This is a genomic window from Chryseobacterium sp. ERMR1:04 (assembly GCF_001297705.1).
GTDB lineage: Bacteria > Bacteroidota > Bacteroidia > Flavobacteriales > Weeksellaceae > Chryseobacterium.
Map to the genome: position 1 here is coordinate 369,981 of NZ_LIRF01000003.1, position 17,389 is coordinate 387,369.

Annotated in this window: 16 protein-coding genes and 1 pseudogene; 5 read left to right on the plus strand and 12 right to left on the minus strand. The window is 35.0% G+C overall.

Features of this window, described 5'->3' with window-relative positions; all coding sequences use genetic code 11:
• Positions 1-98: 98 nt before the first annotated feature.
• From rplT to thrS, 5 genes are all read right to left on the minus strand, one after another.
• On the minus strand, positions 99-443 hold the full coding sequence (gene rplT / locus AMQ68_RS01800) for a 50S ribosomal protein L20 (protein WP_054508924.1): 345 nt from the start codon (positions 441-443) through the stop codon (positions 99-101).
• Between the two features lie 117 nt (positions 444-560).
• The gene (gene rpmI, locus AMQ68_RS01805) at positions 561-758 is read right to left on the minus strand and encodes a 50S ribosomal protein L35 (RefSeq protein WP_054508925.1); all 198 of its coding nucleotides are present in this window, start codon (positions 756-758) and stop codon (positions 561-563) included.
• Positions 759-992: 234 nt separating this feature from the next.
• Positions 993-1,814, minus strand: coding sequence for an alpha/beta fold hydrolase (locus AMQ68_RS01810; RefSeq protein WP_054508926.1), 822 nt, complete (start codon positions 1,812-1,814; stop codon positions 993-995).
• 194 nt (positions 1,815-2,008) lie between these two features.
• Complete coding sequence (infC, locus tag AMQ68_RS01815; RefSeq protein ID WP_175549546.1) at positions 2,009-2,509, minus strand: translation initiation factor IF-3; 501 nt, start codon at positions 2,507-2,509, stop codon at positions 2,009-2,011.
• Between the two features lie 100 nt (positions 2,510-2,609).
• The gene (thrS, locus tag AMQ68_RS01820; RefSeq protein WP_054508927.1) at positions 2,610-4,529 is read right to left on the minus strand and encodes a threonine--tRNA ligase; all 1,920 of its coding nucleotides are present in this window, start codon (positions 4,527-4,529) and stop codon (positions 2,610-2,612) included.
• Positions 4,530-4,669: 140 nt separating this feature from the next.
• Between thrS and AMQ68_RS01825 the strand changes: the two genes are divergently transcribed.
• A complete protein-coding gene (locus AMQ68_RS01825) occupies positions 4,670-5,644 on the plus strand; it encodes a dipeptidase (RefSeq protein ID WP_054508928.1) in 975 nt (324 codons plus the stop codon).
• 37 nt (positions 5,645-5,681) lie between these two features.
• Here the strand turns inward: AMQ68_RS01825 and AMQ68_RS01830 are convergent, their stop codons facing one another.
• Positions 5,682-7,226 carry a hypothetical protein gene (locus tag AMQ68_RS01830; RefSeq protein ID WP_054508929.1) on the minus strand — a complete coding sequence of 515 codons (1,545 nt, stop codon included), beginning with the start codon at positions 7,224-7,226 and terminating at the stop codon, positions 5,682-5,684.
• Positions 7,227-7,372: 146 nt separating this feature from the next.
• Here AMQ68_RS01830 and AMQ68_RS01835 point away from each other — a divergent pair.
• The 4 genes and pseudogenes from AMQ68_RS01835 (at position 7,373) to leuB (ending at position 11,777) form a co-directional block, all read left to right on the plus strand.
• A pseudogene (locus AMQ68_RS01835) lies at positions 7,373-8,538 on the plus strand (2-isopropylmalate synthase).
• A gap of 27 nt (positions 8,539-8,565) precedes the next feature.
• The gene (leuC, locus tag AMQ68_RS01840) at positions 8,566-9,954 is read left to right on the plus strand and encodes a 3-isopropylmalate dehydratase large subunit (protein WP_054508931.1); all 1,389 of its coding nucleotides are present in this window, start codon (positions 8,566-8,568) and stop codon (positions 9,952-9,954) included.
• Between the two features lie 111 nt (positions 9,955-10,065).
• Positions 10,066-10,656: a 3-isopropylmalate dehydratase small subunit gene (leuD, locus tag AMQ68_RS01845; RefSeq protein WP_054508932.1), complete on the plus strand. Its 591-nt coding sequence runs from the start codon at positions 10,066-10,068 to the stop codon at positions 10,654-10,656.
• A complete protein-coding gene (gene leuB / locus AMQ68_RS01850) occupies positions 10,653-11,777 on the plus strand; it encodes a 3-isopropylmalate dehydrogenase (RefSeq protein WP_054508933.1) in 1,125 nt (374 codons plus the stop codon). The genes leuD and leuB overlap by 4 nt, the downstream gene beginning before the upstream one ends.
• Positions 11,778-11,845: 68 nt before the next feature.
• Here the strand turns inward: leuB and AMQ68_RS01855 are convergent, their stop codons facing one another.
• The 6 genes from AMQ68_RS01855 to AMQ68_RS01875 form a co-directional block, all read right to left on the minus strand.
• Complete coding sequence (locus tag AMQ68_RS01855) at positions 11,846-12,034, minus strand: hypothetical protein (protein WP_054509982.1); 189 nt, start codon at positions 12,032-12,034, stop codon at positions 11,846-11,848.
• A 118-nt stretch (positions 12,035-12,152) separates the two neighbouring features.
• Positions 12,153-12,305, minus strand: coding sequence for a hypothetical protein (locus tag AMQ68_RS25235; RefSeq protein WP_160317957.1), 153 nt, complete (start codon positions 12,303-12,305; stop codon positions 12,153-12,155).
• 10 nt (positions 12,306-12,315) lie between these two features.
• Entirely contained in the window at positions 12,316-12,921 is a 606-nt protein-coding gene (locus AMQ68_RS01860; protein ID WP_054508934.1) for a DUF4230 domain-containing protein, read from the minus strand.
• Between the two features lie 2 nt (positions 12,922-12,923).
• Positions 12,924-13,490, minus strand: coding sequence for a thioredoxin (locus AMQ68_RS01865; RefSeq protein WP_054508935.1), 567 nt, complete (start codon positions 13,488-13,490; stop codon positions 12,924-12,926).
• Between the two features lies 1 nt (position 13,491).
• Positions 13,492-13,959 (minus strand): nucleoside triphosphate pyrophosphohydrolase family protein, encoded by a 468-nt coding sequence (locus AMQ68_RS01870; protein WP_054508936.1) that lies wholly within the window; start codon positions 13,957-13,959, stop codon positions 13,492-13,494.
• A 348-nt stretch (positions 13,960-14,307) separates the two neighbouring features.
• Entirely contained in the window at positions 14,308-17,241 is a 2,934-nt protein-coding gene (locus tag AMQ68_RS01875) for a reprolysin-like metallopeptidase (protein ID WP_054508937.1), read from the minus strand.
• Between the last annotated feature and the right edge of the window lie 148 nt (positions 17,242-17,389).

Below are 17,389 nucleotides of genomic sequence, written 5' to 3' on the forward strand. Positions count from 1 at the left end.
AATCAAGTTTTATGTATTTAATAATTCAGCAAATGTAGATAATAAAAAAATCCCGAGCAAAAAACTCGGGATTTATATTGATAACAAAAAATTTTACATTATTTTACTTGATCTACAACAGCTTTGAAAGCTTCAGGATAGTTCATAGCTAAGTCAGCTAAAACTTTTCTGTTAAGCTCGATGTTGTTCTTTTTAAGAGCTCCCATAAACTGAGAGTAAGACATTCCGTGCTCTCTAGCTCCTGCGTTGATACGCATGATCCAAAGTGATCTGAAATTTCTCTTTTTCTCTTTTCTACCACGGTAAGCATATTGCATTGCTTTTTCCACGGCATTTTTAGCTACAGTCCAAACGTTCTTTCTTCTACCGAAAAAACCTTTAGCTTGCTTAATAATTTTCTTTCTGCGAGCTCTTGAAGCTACGGCATTTACTGATCTAGGCATAATTTAAATTGTTTTTTTGAAAAGGGCGGTAAACTGTTTCATTACACTTATCTGCACCATTTCAGGGTTAAATATTGAATTGTTATTCTTATAAACCGAATAAAGGATTTATAAAAACTACTGAATTGCTAATTGACGCTTAACGCTTTTTTCGTCCACTTTTGCAACATAAGAAGTTTGCGTAAGATTTCTCTTTTGCTTAGTTTCCTTTTTTGTCAAAATGTGGCTTTTGAAAGCACCTTTTCTTTTAATCTTTCCAGTTCCGGTAAGTTTAAAACGCTTCTTAGCACCTGATTTCGTTTTTAATTTTGGCATTGTCTTGCTTTTTTATGTTTTTGTTATCAATATCTGTATTGGTCTCTGGAGAATCTCCAGAATAATAGGGTGCAAAATTACGAAAAAAAAGTGAGACCTGAAAGATTTTTTTAAGGCTGGGAGAGGAGTCCTCTTATGTCGGAAGTTTCACCGCTTACTGTATATTATTTATAACGTAAAGCAAAAACTGTGAGTGATACAATCACTCACAGTTTTTATGATATGTAAACTAAATTATGATGTAAAAAATTCTAAAAGATCTTTATTAATTGTTGCCGCTTCTGTAGTAGGCATTCCGTGAGGGAAACCTGGATAAGTGATAAGCTTACCGTTTTTCAATAATTTAATTGATTTTAATGCTGCATTTTGATAAGGTACAATCTGATCGTCTTCTCCATGCAATACTAAAACAGGAATCTCAACCGATTGCAAATCTTCTCTGAAATCAGTTTCAGAAAACGCTTTGACACCATCATAATGAGCAACAATACCTCCCATCATTCCCTGTCTCCACCAGTTTCTTTGGATCCCTTCCTTTATAACAGCACCTTCTCTGTTATATCCGTAGAAAGGAATAGTCAGATCAATATAAAACTGTTGTCTGTTGTTCAGGGTCTGTTCTCTGATACCATCAAAAACTTCCATGGGTACACCGTCAGGATTGCTTTCGCTTTTCACCATAATTGGTGGAACAGCACTGATCAATACTGCTTTTTTTGCTCTGCCATTTGCGTATTTGTTAACATAACGAATGACTTCACCACCTCCTGTGGAGTGTCCGATGTGAATGACCTCTTTCAGATCAAGGAATTCTACTAATTCAGCAGCATCTGCAGCGTATGTTTCGATATTGTGACCGTAAATATTCTGGCTGGAACGTCCATGACCTCTTCTGTCATGAGTAATCACTCTAAAACCTTTTTGTAAGAAAAAGATCACCTGTGCATCCCAGTCATCTGATGACAAAGGCCATCCGTGGTGAAACATCAATGTTGGTCCTTCTCCTTGATCTTTATAGTAAATCTCTGTTCCGTCTTTTAATTTTAGTGTGCTCATATTATTTTGTTTATATTGTTATTAATTAAAAAAGTTTCTTTGTTATTTCTAAAGCAAATGTAGAGCTAAACTTCTCACTAGATATTGACATAGGTTAACTTTAATAATTAATTAACGGAACATTCATTAAAACAAAAAACCTCAAATTGCTTTGAGGTTTATATTTTAAAGAATAGATCTAAAATCTACTTAAATTATTTTGCTGGTTTTTTAGGACTCATCATCATAATCATTCTTTTTCCTTCCAGTTTAGGCAACTGATCTACTTTTCCAACGTGCTCTAATTCTTGAGCTAGTTTTAGAAGTAAGATTTCTCCCTGATCTTTAAAGATAATCGAACGTCCTTTAAAAAATACGTAGGTTTTCAATTTTGAACCTTCTTCTAAGAATTTTTCAGCGTGCTTTCTCTTAAACTCATAATCATGGTCATCAGTCTGAGGTCCGAAACGGATCTCCTTTACTACCACTTTTACTTGCTTAGCTTTAAGCTCTTTCTGTTTTTTCTTTTGCTCATATAAGAATTTTTTATATTCTAATATTCTTGCAATAAACGGTTCTGCCTTATCGGAAATTACCACAAGATCCAATTCTTGCTCTGCAGCAAATTGTCTTGCTTTATCAATTGGATAAATTCCCGGCTCTACGTTATCGCCCACCAAACGAAGCTCTCTCACACGAATTTTATCGTTGATCAAGTGTAAGTCCTCCTGTACAGGACGTCTTTGTGGGCCCCTGTTGTTAAATCTTTGTGCTATTGTATTAAATTTTATTGGTTAACTTTCTATTTAGCAATTATTAAATTGCTGCTTCTTTTTTAAAATAATTGACGAAATCTTCCATATTCATCACTCCAAGATCTCCCTCTCCACGTCTTCTTATAGAAATCGTTCCATCTTTCTCCTCATTTTCTCCTACAACCAGCATGAATGGGATCTTGTTTAATTCTGCATCACGGATCTTTTTACCCGTCTTCTCATTTCTGTCATCTATCTGACCGCTAATATCGTGATTTTCTAAAAATTGTGAAACTTTTTTCGCATAATCTACATATTTTTCACTGATTGGTAGAATGATGAACTGCTCAGGGCTTAACCATAATGGGAAATCTCCTGCAGTATTTTCTAATAAAATCGCGATAAAACGTTCCATAGAGCCAAATGGCGCTCTGTGTATCATTACCGGTCTGTGTTTTTCATTATCGCTTCCGATATAATGAAGATCAAATCTTTCCGGTAAGTTATAATCTACCTGAATAGTTCCTAACTGCCATTTTCTTCCTAAAGCATCTTTCACCATGAAATCTAGCTTAGGGCCATAAAATGCAGCTTCTCCGTATTCGATAACTGTTTTTAATCCTTTTTTCTCTGCCGCGTTAATGATCGCGCTTTCGGCTTTCTCCCAATTTTCATCAGAACCGATATATTTTTCTTTGTTTTCAGGATCTCTTAAAGAAACCTGAGTGACAAAATCTTCAAATCCTAAAGACTTAAATACATAAAGTGTTAAGTCAATTACCTTTTCAAATTCTTCCGAAAGTTGATCCGGAGTACAGAAAAGGTGAGCATCATCCTGAGTAAATCCACGTACTCTTGTTAATCCGTGAAGTTCTCCACTTTGCTCGTATCTGTAAACCGTTCCGAATTCTGCATATCTTTTAGGAAGATCTCTGTAGCTCCATTGTGAAGTTTTGTAGATTTCACAGTGGTGAGGACAGTTCATCGGTTTCAATAAGAATTCTTCTCCTTCATTAGGCGTTTTGATCGGCTGAAAACTATCTGCTCCATATTTATCCCAGTGCCCCGAAGTTACGTATAATTCTTTTGACCCAATATGTGGAGACATTACAAATTCATAACCTCCTTTTTTCTGAGCAACAGAAAGGAAATTCTCTAGTTTTCTTCTCAAAGCAGTTCCTTTTGGCAACCAAAGTGGTAAGCCGGCACCTACTTTTTCAGAGAATGCGAAAATCCCTAATTCTTTACCTAGTTTTCTGTGATCTCTTCTTTTAGCTTCTTCTAATCTTTCAAGATGTTCCGTAAGATCTTTCTGTTTAGGGAAAGAAATACCATACACTCTTGTTAATTGAGGATTTTTTTCATTTCCTCTCCAGTACGCTCCCGCTGCATTTAGAATTTTCATCGCTTTTACAATTCCAGTGTTTGGAATGTGTCCTCCACGACATAAATCTGTGAAATTATCATGCGTTACAAAAGTAATTTCTCCATCATTAAGATTAGAGATCAACTCAACTTTGTAAGGATTATCTGCATACGTTTTTAACGCTTCTTCTTTAGATACAGGGTATAATGAGAATGTTGAAGCTTTTTTAGCATTTTCTAATACTTTCTTTTCAATCTTCTCAAAATCTTTATCAGATAAACTTTCGTCTCCGAAATCTACATCATAATAGAATCCACTTTCGATCGCTGGACCGATTGTTAACTTAGCATGAGGATAAAATTCCATAATCGCCTGCGCCAAAAGGTGAGCAGAAGAATGCCAGAATGCTTTCTTTCCAAGATCGTCATTCCAGGTTAACAATTGTACCGTAGAATCCGTGGTTATAGGTGTGGTGGTCTCTACTTGTTTGTTGTTAACAATTGCGGAAATGGTGTTTCTAGCCAATCCCTCGCTTATAGATTTTGCCACATCTAAAGGAGTAACTGCTCCTTCAAATTCTTTGACACTATTGTCTGGAAGTGTAATTTTTATCATTGTTTACTAAGAAATTTTAAGTTGCAAAAATACGCATTTTTTATTTAAAATGGTATATTAACGTATATTTAAGGCAATATTTAATGCTAAAAGTAAATAAAAACTTTTTAAATTTTCTATAAATAATTTATGTACTCATTATGAATGACTTAAATATAGATTTACACTGCGACTTATTATACTATTTATTAAAAGAAAACTCAAAACCGAATGATAAAGAAGTAAGATGTGCGCTACCTTATTTAAAAGAAGGAAATGTAAAGCTTCAGGTAATGGCAATTTATGCTGCTACAGCAAAGAATAGTACAGAAGAAGGAATTCTGCAAAGTGAAATTTTCGCAGATCTATTGAATACCGATAATTTTTTCCTTTTTGACACTGAAAAATACAACAATATTGATAATAATGATCGGGTAGGCGTTCTTGCTGCTATTGAAAATGCATCATCATTTTGTGAAGAGGAAATGAATCTGGATATCGGATTTAAAAACCTTGAAACGATTATTAAAAATACCCAAAAAGTATTGTATTTAGGGATTACGCATCACTCTGAAAATCGTTTCGGAGGTGGAAATAATTCTGAAGCAGGCTTAAAAGAGGATGGAAAAGTACTTATTGATTACCTGGCAGATAAGAAAATTGCGATCGATTTGGCTCATACAAGTGACCAACTAGCCTATGACATCCTGAATTATATTGATCAGAGAAATTACAACATATCCATTCTTGCGAGCCATTCTAATTATAGAAATGTATATAAAAATGATAGAAATCTTCCTGACGAATTGGTAAAAGAAGTGATTAAAAGAGAAGGGGTAATCGGACTTAACTTCATTAAAGATTATATTGATCTTCAACATCCGGAAAGATTGTATGAACACATTCAGTACGGTTTAGATTTAGGCGCTGAAAATTGTATTGCGTATGGAGCCGACTTTTTCTTTGACGCTGAACATCCAGATCAATCCCGTTATCCTTTTTTCTTTGAAGAGTTTAAAGATGCCACAAAATACAATTCCATCAATAAAAAATTAGCAGCAGATTTTTCTCCTGAAATTATGGAAAAGATCAGTCATAAAAATGCAGTGAATTTTATCACGAGATTATGGAAATAAATATAGTAAATGGCAGTAATAAATGTTAAACTGCCATTTAATTTCTCTTTTTATATTTTACTTTTCGTTTAATAATTTCTATAACATCTACATTTTGAACCTTAGATTGTACCCAACCATGAATATCAATGTAGAAAAGTGATCTTCTATAGTATTCATTTTCAGAAAAAAGGGCCAGTTTTTTATCAAAAGCTTCAAAGGCTTCTTGTCTTTTATTTAAAACCAGATTGTTCAAATTTTTAAAAAAGTCAATGCTTTCAAAATGAAACTCTTCCGGTTTCTTCATTTTATGCGTAAACTTCAGTGTTGCTTTGATAAATTCATCATAATCTTCATCGTTTCCTGATTCATGTTTCGACATTAAGATCAGAATTCGGGTATGAAATAATAAATCCTCCTGTACCATTCCTTTTGATTCAATGATTTTCTTAGAATATTCCAGAGATTCATTGTATTTCTTACTTCCAAAAAGCATGGCCGCCATTTTAATATAGAAAATCATAAAATGGTGCTCATCAATTTTATCCCGAAGTTTTTCCATCTTCAGTTCTATTTCAGGGATGAGCTTGGTTCCTGTGAAGAATTCCCCTTTTATAAAGTGAATATTCATCAACGTATTATAATGCGTCAGAAAAATAAGGGACTGCAAGTTTTCATTCTGGGCAAAACTTTGAGAATTCACCATTTTATTAAAATTCTCAAACTGTTTTTCCAAAATATCAATGTTACCATAAAGGAAAAGAATCTTAAGCAGATAGGTGTTTCCTTTGATATACCAAACAGGATGGCTGGCAATCATTTCAGGGTTTTGATGAAATAATTCCACCCATTGAAAGGCGTATTTCAACGTATATTTATAATCCTGTAACAGTTGGTTTTTCCATACATGTGCTTTATAATACCATAATTTCTCTGTGAAATTAAGCTTGAAAGGTTTTATATTTTTGATCTGTGAATTGAATATTTCTAAAATTTCTTCTCGCCCTTCATCATTCTTTACATAACCATGCGTAAGCATTTCACTGTATAATTTCAATGAAAGATTAGAAAGCTGCGTTGTATATTGGTTTTGTTTACTTACTGCCTTAGACTGCTTGATTAATTCTTCAGCTCTTCCTGCGATGCTTCGTGTAATGAATTGTGATTCAATTACTTTCTCTAAATTAATAATTTCGGAGGCGATGCTTTTTTCATCTAATTCTAAGGCAGACTGTTTCGTTTTATCTAAGATTTTTAAGGCTTGTTTGTAAAGGCCTTTTTGATAAAGAATATTGGCGAAATCCAGTTGTTCCCGAAGTTGAATTCGAGAGTTTTGATGGCTCGGATTCATACGAAGACTTACCAAAAGTTGTTTGTAAAGATGCGCTTTGAGGTTAGAAAGCTGTTGTTTCGTAGATATTTTTTTTTCTAGAATAATCTTTTCATCATATTCATTCATTTTGTCCAATTCTGAAAAAAGCAGCAAGAATTTTGCATCTATATTGATTCCTAAGCGGTTCACATAGAGCTTAAATTGTCGTTTTTCGGAAGTTGTTAACGATTTAATGAGTACAAATAAAAAATCTTTTTGTAATTCTGCCATTGTAAATTTTAATGATTTAAATACTTGATTATCATTTGTTTGATTTTAATTTTTCATCTATTGAATATTGTATATTTAAGTTAATATGAAAATAAAAAAAATATTCAATCTTTAGTTTTGATTCAAAATTAAGTAAAAACATCATTATGAATTCCGAAAAAATTGAAATATTTGATACGACGTTGAGAGATGGGGAGCAGGTTCCTGGGTGTAAGCTTAATACAGAGCAAAAATTAACCATTGCAGAAAGACTGGATGAATTAGGAATTGATGTGATTGAAGCTGGGTTTCCGGTTTCTAGTCCGGGAGATTTTCATTCTGTTACTGAAATTTCAAAATTAGTAAAAAATGCTAGGGTTTGCGGATTAACCAGAGCCAATAAAAAAGATATAGAAGTAGCTGCAGAAGCCCTGAAATATGCTAAAAGACCAAGAATCCATACAGGAATAGGGACTTCAGCTTCTCATATTAAATATAAATTCAATTCTACAAGAGAAGATATTATAGAACGGGCTGTTGGTGCAGTAAAATACGCCAAAAGCTTTGTTGAAGATGTAGAATTTTATGCAGAAGATGCCGGAAGAACAGATAATGATTTCTTGGCAAAAATATGTGAAGAAGCCATTAAAGCCGGAGCAACGGTTCTTAATATTCCTGATACTACAGGATATTGCCTTCCCGAAGAATATGGTGCAAAAATTAAATATCTAAAAGAAAATGTAAAAGGTATTGATAAAGCGATATTATCGTGTCACTGCCACAATGATTTAGGATTGGCAACTGCTAATTCAATTTCAGGCGTTGTAAATGGAGCCAGACAAATTGAATGTACAATTAATGGACTTGGAGAAAGAGCTGGAAATACAGCGCTGGAGGAAGTCGTCATGATTCTAAAACAACATTCAGATTTAAATTTACATACAGGTATCAATTCAAAAATGCTTAACAAGATAAGTACGTTGGTTTCGGACTTGATGGGCGTATATGTTCAGCCTAATAAAGCAATTGTAGGAGCTAATGCTTTTGCTCACAGCTCAGGAATTCATCAGGATGGCGTTATTAAAAATAGAGAAACATACGAAATTATTAATCCTGAAGATGTGGGTGTTAATGAATCTTCTATCGTTCTTACTGCCAGAAGCGGGCGTTCAGCGTTGGCCTATCGTTTTAAGCATATTGGTTTTGATGTTACTAAAAATGAACTTGATTTTTATATCATGAATTTTTAAAAGCCGCCGATATGAAAAAAGAAATAGACAACGAAGATCTTCATATGATGATGATGACAGCTTTTAGCAGAAAAATAGGATAGGAGCGTTTTAAATCAAATACCTCAAAAATGAACAATAATAAAAATACACTCTTTGATAAAGTTTGGGATGCGCATGTTGTAGAAACGATTCCGGATGGCCCTCAAATTATATATATCGATAAACATTTAATTCATGAGGTAACGAGTCCTCAGGCTTTTGCGGAACTTGAAGCCAGAAATCTTGAAGTATTCAGGCCTAAGCAAATTGTAGCTACAGCAGATCATAATGTTCCTACGCTGCATCAGGAATTACCGATAGAAGATGAATTATCTAGAAATCAGGTAGAGTGTCTGACAGAAAACTGCAAGAAAAACAATATTGAATTGTTTGGCTTGGGGCATCAGTATCAGGGGATTGTGCATATTATTGCTCCTGAACTAGGAATTACACAACCGGGAATGAGTATTGTTTGCGGTGACAGCCATACTTCTACGCATGGTGCTTTTGGATCTATTGCTTTTGGAATAGGAACAAGCCAGGTAGCGCAGGTATTTGCAAGCCAGTGCTTGTTGCTTAATAAACCTAAAGCAATGAGAATAACGGTGAATGGGAAATTAAAAAATAACGTTCAGCCCAAAGATGTTATTCTTTATATTATTTCTAAAGTCGGGACAAATGGTGGAACAGGATATTTCTGTGAATATGCCGGACAGGTTTTTGAAGAAATGTCGATGGAAGGAAGAATGACTGTTTGTAATATGAGTATCGAAATGGGAGCCAGAGGAGGAATGATTGCTCCGGATGAAACCACTTTTTCCTATATAAAAGGGAAGGCTTTTGCTCCAAAAGAGCAGGAATGGGAAGATAAATTAGCCTATTGGAAGACGTTGAAAACAGAATCAGGTGCTACTTTTGATGAAGAATTTACATTTGATGCTTCAGAAATACAGCCTATGGTTACTTATGGAACTAACCCCGGAATGGGAATTCCATTGCATGAAGTGATTCCTGCACCTCAAAATGAATCCGAAGAAAAAGCGTTGCAATATATGGGATTAAAAGCGGGGCAGTCTCTTTCTGATATCCATGTAAATTACGTGTTTATAGGGAGTTGTACCAATGCCCGAATTGAAGATTTCAGATCAGCAGCCGAATATATTAAAGGAAAAAATAAGTCTCAGGATGTAAAAGCTTTGATTGTTCCCGGATCCCAATTGGTTGTAAAACAATTGTATGAAGAAGGACTTGATAAGATTTTTAATGAGGCAGGATTTCAGATCAGGCAACCCGGATGCTCTGCTTGCTTAGCAATGAATGATGATAAAATTCCGGAAGGGGAGTACTGTGTTTCAACATCTAACCGAAACTTTGAAGGCAGACAGGGGCAGGGTTCCAGAACTATTTTGGCAAGTCCGTTAACTGCAGCGAAAGTTGCCATTGAAGGACGAATTTCTGTCTTTGAAAATTTAAATTAAAAAAAATAATAAAACAAATGATGAGAGAGAATGCTGCTTTTGTGCATGTTCAATGATGTGTTTTCCCTATTCTCAAAAGCAGCTTTTATTTAAATTATTTACAATATACCAATGCAAAAACTAACTACAATACAATCGCGTGCCGTACCAATGCCGGTAGAAAATATAGATACAGATCAAATTATTCCGGCAAGATTTTTAAAAAGTATCGATAAAAAAGGCTTTGGAGATAATCTTTTCCGAGATTGGAGGTACAACGTTCATACCAATGAACCCAATCCTGATTTTGTTTTAAATGATATAAAATACAGCGGAGAGGTTCTTGTTGCAGGTAATAATTTTGGATGTGGAAGCAGCCGTGAACATGCGGCATGGTCTTTGACGGATTATGGTTTTAAAGTAGTAGTATCAAGTTTTTTTGCTGATATTTTTAAAGGAAATGCACTCAACAACGGATTGCTTCCTGTAAAAGTTTCAGAAGAATTTTTAAAAGAAATTTTAACTGAGATCACAGAAAATCCAGAAAGTGAGATTTTCGTTGATATAGAAAAACAGATGATCACTTTTAAAGGCAAAACAGAAAGTTTTGAACTTGATTCTTATAAAAAAATATGCCTTTTAAATGGCTATGACGATATTGATTTTTTAATCAGCAAAAAACAGGTGATACAAGAATTTGAACTAAAAACACAAAAAGTATGAACAGTAATTATTTTAAAATCGCGGTACTTCCCGGAGATGGCGTAGGCCCTGAAGTTACCAATGAGAGTGTGAAAATATTGAATACCATTGGAGGTTTGTTCAATTGTAATTTTGATTTTAAATACGGAATGATAGGCGCAGAAGCTATTTTTCAAACGGAAAATCCGTTGCCGGAAGATACGCTTGAACTCTGTAAAAACTCTGATGCTGTACTGTTTGGTGCCATCGGAGATCCTTCATTCGATAACAATCCTGATGCAAAAGTAAGACCTGAGCAAGGGCTTCTAAGACTTCGTAAAGAGTTAGGTCTTTTTGCGAATATCAGGCCTCTGAAAACCTATTCTTCATTGATTTCAAAAAGTCCATTAAAAAGAGAAATTATTGAAGGGACTGATATTCAAATCTACAGAGAATTGATCAGTGGAATTTATTTTGGTGAAAAATTTACGGAAGAAGACGGAGCTTATGCATACGATGTTTGCAGATATAGCAGAGAAGATATTATTCAGATTGCACATCTTGCCTTTCAAGATGCGCAGAAAAGAAGAAAAAAAGTAACCCTTATCGATAAAGCCAATGTCTTGGATACTTCCAGATTATGGAGAAGAGTGTGTAAGGAAATTGCGAAAGAATATCCTGATGTTACCTTAGATTTTATGTTCGTAGATAATGCAGCGATGCAGTTGATTCTAAATCCAAAACAGTTTGATGTTATTTTAACAGAGAATATGTTTGGAGATATTATTTCTGATGAAGCCAGTGTTATCGGAGGTTCAATAGGATTGTTGCCATCAGCTTCTATTGGAAATTCCAATGCTTTATTCGAACCGATTCACGGATCTTATCCTCAGGCAAAAGGAAAAGGAATTGCCAATCCTGTTGCTTCTATTTTAAGTGCGGCCATGATGTTGGATCATTTAAAATTAGAAGATGCAGCATATAAACTAAGAGAATCTGTAGAACATGCCATTGAAAATAAATATGTTACTGCGGATCTTAATTCTGAGCAATCTTATTCAACAAGTGAAGTAGGAGACTTTATCGTAGATTATATTAAATATTCTGAAAAAACATATTACAATTTCGAGAATGTTAAAATAGGAAAGTCCACGATCGTATAGTATACTATAAGTTTGATTTTATTTTTTTTTATAAAAGTCTGCCTCTTTCGAAGCAGACTTTTAATTTTTTATTGATCTGTATTGTCCGTTTTTCCGGATTTATTTTTAGAAGCTTTCTGAATGTCTTCTTTTTCAATATCCGGAGGACTGGTCTTTTTTGATGAAGCAGGGATATCAGGGAAATCCTGATTTTGCTTTTTCGACTCAGAAGAATTCGTAGATTCTTTCTTTTTGTTGTTCTCTTTTGAATTATTCATAGCTTTCATTTTTTAAAGTTTTACAATACCGAGTTGACTTGTTTTGTCTTATGCAGTATAGTTCAAAGCCTTTGCCAAAATGAAAATATGATAAAATTTCTATCATTAAATAACAGAATTAACCTCCGTTCTTTCCAGATTTATTGGTTGTAGAGTTGGGAACATTCTCTTTTTCGTTTTCTTTTGTCTTTTTCGATAACGAAGAAGTGTTTACATCCTGATCAGCTTGTACTTCTGAAGATTTACCTTTGTTGTTTTCTTTTGGATCCATGGTTTTTATTTTAGAGTCCTAAGGTACCAATTTTCCCGGTCTTATCTTCTATGGTGTAATTCAATGCTTTTGCCAGCACGAAGATATTATTCAGGTTTTCTATTAACTGCTGATGTCCTTCGTTTCTTAGCTTATTTTGATCAATAGAATTAATGGCTACATCTTTAGCCTTTTGAGTTACATTTTTAATGTCTTTTTCAGAGATTCTATTGAAAAAAGAATCATCCAGAGATTGTATTTCTACACTTGGCGTAATTCTTATATCAGCATTCGGCAGTTCTGTAATGATCAATTTTTTATTGATAGAATCTATCTCCATTTTCATTTTGTTTAAGTCGTAAGAAACTTGTGCATTGGTTTTCGTGTACGTAATGATGCTGTTGCTCGAAACCTCACTTCCGAACATCTCATAGCCCATTTTCGTTTTCTGCATGCTTGAAACATTTTGCTCTAAAACCACCATTTTATTCATCTTAGAGATTTGGTTGGTCAGGATGTAATAATCTGATTTCTCCGTTTTTCCTCCAAGGTTCAAACAAGATTTAAGGCTAAAAAACAGGACCAACATGATGAGAATTCCTGCTAAAAATGGGATAATAATTCTAATATTTTTCAAATCTATTTTTTAAATATTTCTTTGATCACAGATTGGTCGTCTTTATTTAAAATTTCAACCAAGTCTCTTTCTATATAACCTGTTGTAGGCATTTCTATTATCCTTCCAACTTCCTTGCCATATCTTTCAATAATAATAGTAGGAACTTTTTGAATGTTATATAAACCTTCCTCACCAGATGGCGATTCTTTCTTGCGGTTTACAGCAATAATCGTTAGTTTACCTTCAGGATATTTTGCAGCTTCTAAAACTTTCATCAATCTTGGAAAGTCTCTGTGGCTATCTTCACACCATGTTCCGATAAAAGCAGTGATATTGTAAGAACCTATTTTATCTTTTTTAAGCTCACTAACCGCTTTTTGATCAATCGCATACTCATCATGCTCTTTCACATACCAATCTGCGTAAGGAGCTTTTGTAAATTGCTGTTTGGTTTGAACACCTAAAAGCATTTTCCCATCTTTTGTAGACTCAACTTCGCGGTTCACCACTACTTTTTGAGCGCTGAACTGTTGGGTTGCCAAGACTAAGCAAGAAATGGTAACAACATTTGTGATTATTTTTTTCATATTATTTTTCGATAATGGTCTTAAGATCGGCAGGAGAATAATATTTGTTTTTCAACACTTTATGGTCTGCCTGTCTGTATACATTGAATTTTTCTCCAGATTTTTCATAGAAAGATTCTACTTCTTTTTCTTTATAGAACGCCACTGTTTCATTGGCTTGCTCTTCATTGTCACAAGCTTTAGACATGTTAGAACGCTGAACTTCGTTGAATAGCTCTACAAATTTATCTCCCAGTCCGAATTCCAGAACCGCACCACTTAAAACATATTGCAAGTCGCAAAGAGCATCTGCAATTTCTACGATATCATTATCTGCAATTGCTTGTTTTAACTCGTTTAATTCTTCTTGTAAAAGCTCAACTCTAAGGTTGCATCTTTCCGGAGAAGGGATTTGTGGGGTATCTAAAATAGGTGCTTTGAAAGTAGTATGGAATTCTGCTACTTGGTTCAGACTATCAATTTTTTCCATGAAATTTTAAATTTAGAGCAAATATAAAATTTTTAGAAGTTAGAAGCTAGAAATTAGAGATTAGTTTTTCAGGTTTTGTCATTGAATGAATGTGGAATTTATTGTTTTAGTTTTAAAATTGAGATGCTTTCAGTATAACAAAGCGAGTGGAAAAACATTGAAAACTAGATTTTAGCTAAAGCTGAATGAAGATTATCTTTGTTTTAAACTGGCAATTGGAGTGTTGAAATTTATTAGATTTAATTCATAATCAAAATTATTTATTACCTATTACTCATTACCGATAAAAAAAAGACTGCTCGTTTCCGAACAGCCTTTTATCTCAAAGTTTAAAATACTGAAGTTTGATTAGTTTTTAATGAATCTTTTTGAGATTTCACCGATCTGGATCATATAAGCACCTTTAATAAGACCGCTTACATTTACAGATCCTCTTTGAAGTTTTCCTGAGTTAATGAGTTTTCCACCCATATCGAAAATTTTATAATCTTCCGAAGTTGTATTAGAAACATTCAGAACATCTCTTACAGGATTTGGATATAATTTAATATCAGTCAATAAGTTTTTAGGGTCTGATAATACTCCTTTTCCTGAAGAAACGATGTTTAATGTATAGTCTTCAACTTGCCCGTAGGTGTATGATCCACAAGATGATGTTGGGATAGAGCTGTATTGCATCATTACTCTCATTCTTGTAGTTCCTACGGTTGCTGTTCCAGGAATCGTGATGCTTCCTGTAGCTGGAGTGGTGGTAGAACCTGCTTTAGACCAAGCTAATTCTCCGCTATCCGTAAAGTCGCCATCACCGTTGTAATCAATATATACTGCATACGCTTCGCTGTAGTTGGTTGAAGTCCAAACCGGTGTTACAGAAATAGCATAAGCACTTCCTCTTGTAACATTCGTAGAAATTGCGGTGAAGTTTTCATAACCCGCAGTTCCTGTGGAGGTGTTATTGATGGTTCCGAATTTTACATTTCCTATTCTCTCGTCAGCAGTATTTGTTGAAGTAGCTGAGCAATAAGAAACGGCACTTCCTGCAAGAGTTGTAACGCTCACAGAATTACTGGCAACCGAAATATTTCCTGCAGCGTCTTTTGCTTTAACCGTGAAATTATAATTCGTTGATGGTGTTAAACTTGTCACGGTATAAGAAGTTGAAGCTGTAGATCCAATCAATGAAGTTCCTTGGTATACGTCATAGCCTGTAACGCCTACAGCATCCGTTGCTCCGCTCCAAGACAAGTTTGTGCTTGTAGAAGTCGTTCCAGAAGCTGAAAGGGTAGCGGCAGTTGGAGCAGTTGTATCAATAATTCCTGAACCTGCATTTACAGTAATATTAGCATTGTTTACATCAAAGAAAATATGATTAGATCCTTTTACCATAATTCTTCCTGTAGTGGTAGCAGAATTTGGAATAGTTACCGCTTGTGTTCCATCGTTTGGAGTTCCTGCTAATAAGGTCGTCCAGGTATTTCCACTGTCTGTAGACCAAAGGATGTCTACATTGGCTGCGTTAACCCCGTTTGCGGTGGTTCCTGCCACATTCCAGGTTACGGTTTGAGAGCTTCCGCCTGTATATGCTATTGCTGAATTTTGAGAACTCACACTGAATGGTCCCGCTGTTCCGTTTACGGTAACAATGGCGTCATCAGAATTATTTCCGGCACCTCCGGCTCTGTTATCACGAACGGTAAATCTGAAATTCAGCGTTCTGGCGACATTAGACAAAGCTTCAACTGTAATTTCTGACCCAGCTGTTGTGGTGGCTCCTGTTAAAACGGAAGCCATTCTTGGAAAGTATCTTACTGGCGAAGCAGTTGGCGTCCAAGATCTGAAATTAGGACCTGTTGCTTTTGTAGCACTTGCAGCTGAGCTTGCTCCTGTCTGAGAAGAAGAGGCGCTATCCATTTGCTCCCAAATATAAGTTAGAGAATCTCCATTGGCATCAGTTCCTGTTCCGGTTAATACAAATGGAGTTCCTTTAGGGATGGTATAATCTAAACCTGCGTTAGCGGTTGGAATTGAATTTCCTGTTGATGTGCTTACCGGACAAGTTTTAGCTTTAATATTATTGGTGATTTGCTGAATGCTTACCGCATGAAAAAACGAATCTGAATGAGGCTGGACATCCTGAGCTGTAATTCCTGCATATCCCATGATCGTTGATCCTGAACCAGGTTCTACATTCACGCCAGTTCCTTCATTGGTATGAGAGAACGTGTGGTTTCCTCCGAATTGATGACCCATTTCATGAGCTACATAATCGATATCGAAATTATCTCCTGACGGAATAGCATCTGCCGGAGAAGTATATCCGCTACCTTTTGAGCCGTTGGTGCAAACGCAACCGATACAGCCCGCATTTCCTCCGCCTCCGGAAGCTCCAAATAAGTGGCCAATGTCATAATTCGCTTCTCCAATAACTGAAGTTAAAGTAGATTGAAGTTGAGAATTCCAGCTGCTCATTCCTGAAGCTGCCGCGTAAGGATCTGTAGAAGCATTGGTATAAATTACCGCATCATTATTAGCGATAAGCACCATTCTGGCTGCAAAATCTTTTTCAAAAACTCCGTTTACACGAGTCATGGTGTTGTTCATTGCGGCTAAAGCATTGGCTTTTGTTCCTCCGAAATAAGCAGTATATTCTCCTGTGCTTGAAAGTGCGAGTCTGAAGGTTCTTAGTTTGGCATCATCAGCGTTGGGTCTTGCTGCGAGGCTATTTGTATTGGCAACACCTTTTTGAGCAACATCAATTACGGAGCACTCAAATTTATTAAGATCATCTTTTTTATCTGATTTTTTGTAAACCACATACGTAGAAAGATCTTTAGTATAAGGTTCAATGAAAACGGCCGATTTATCGCCATAAATTTCCATTGAAGATAATCCTAGTTGGGAAATACTAAAGTAAACGGTAGAATTTGGATCGTCAAGACCTTCACCAACATAAGATTTGATGTCAGGATACTTTGCAGCCAATTGGGGATCGAAGTTTGAATTTTCTTTTACTTTAAAATTTTCCATTTTCCCTTCTGAGTTCGGGAAAGAAATAATGATCATGGATTTTTCACCCACAGCCAGTCTTTTGGGAGCTTTAGCCAATATGCTTTTCAGTCCGTTGATATCAAGGCTGAAAACCTTCGGATTGGTAACAAAATTTTTGTTTTCGAAGACTTCTGAATTTGTTTTTCTTGAGCCTTCAGACCAAAGACGATCTGTCTGAGCGAAAGAAATGCCCGTGATGAGAAGCATTCCGATCATTGATAATTGTTTTTTCATATAAATATTATTTTGATTGTGGAATATCAAAGCTAATAAATTTTTAATCACGAAAAACAAAATTATTTAAGAAGATTTATGATAATATATTCAAATTATTATGCAATACATTGAGTGTAATTTAATACAGAATGTTTTTAAAAATAAA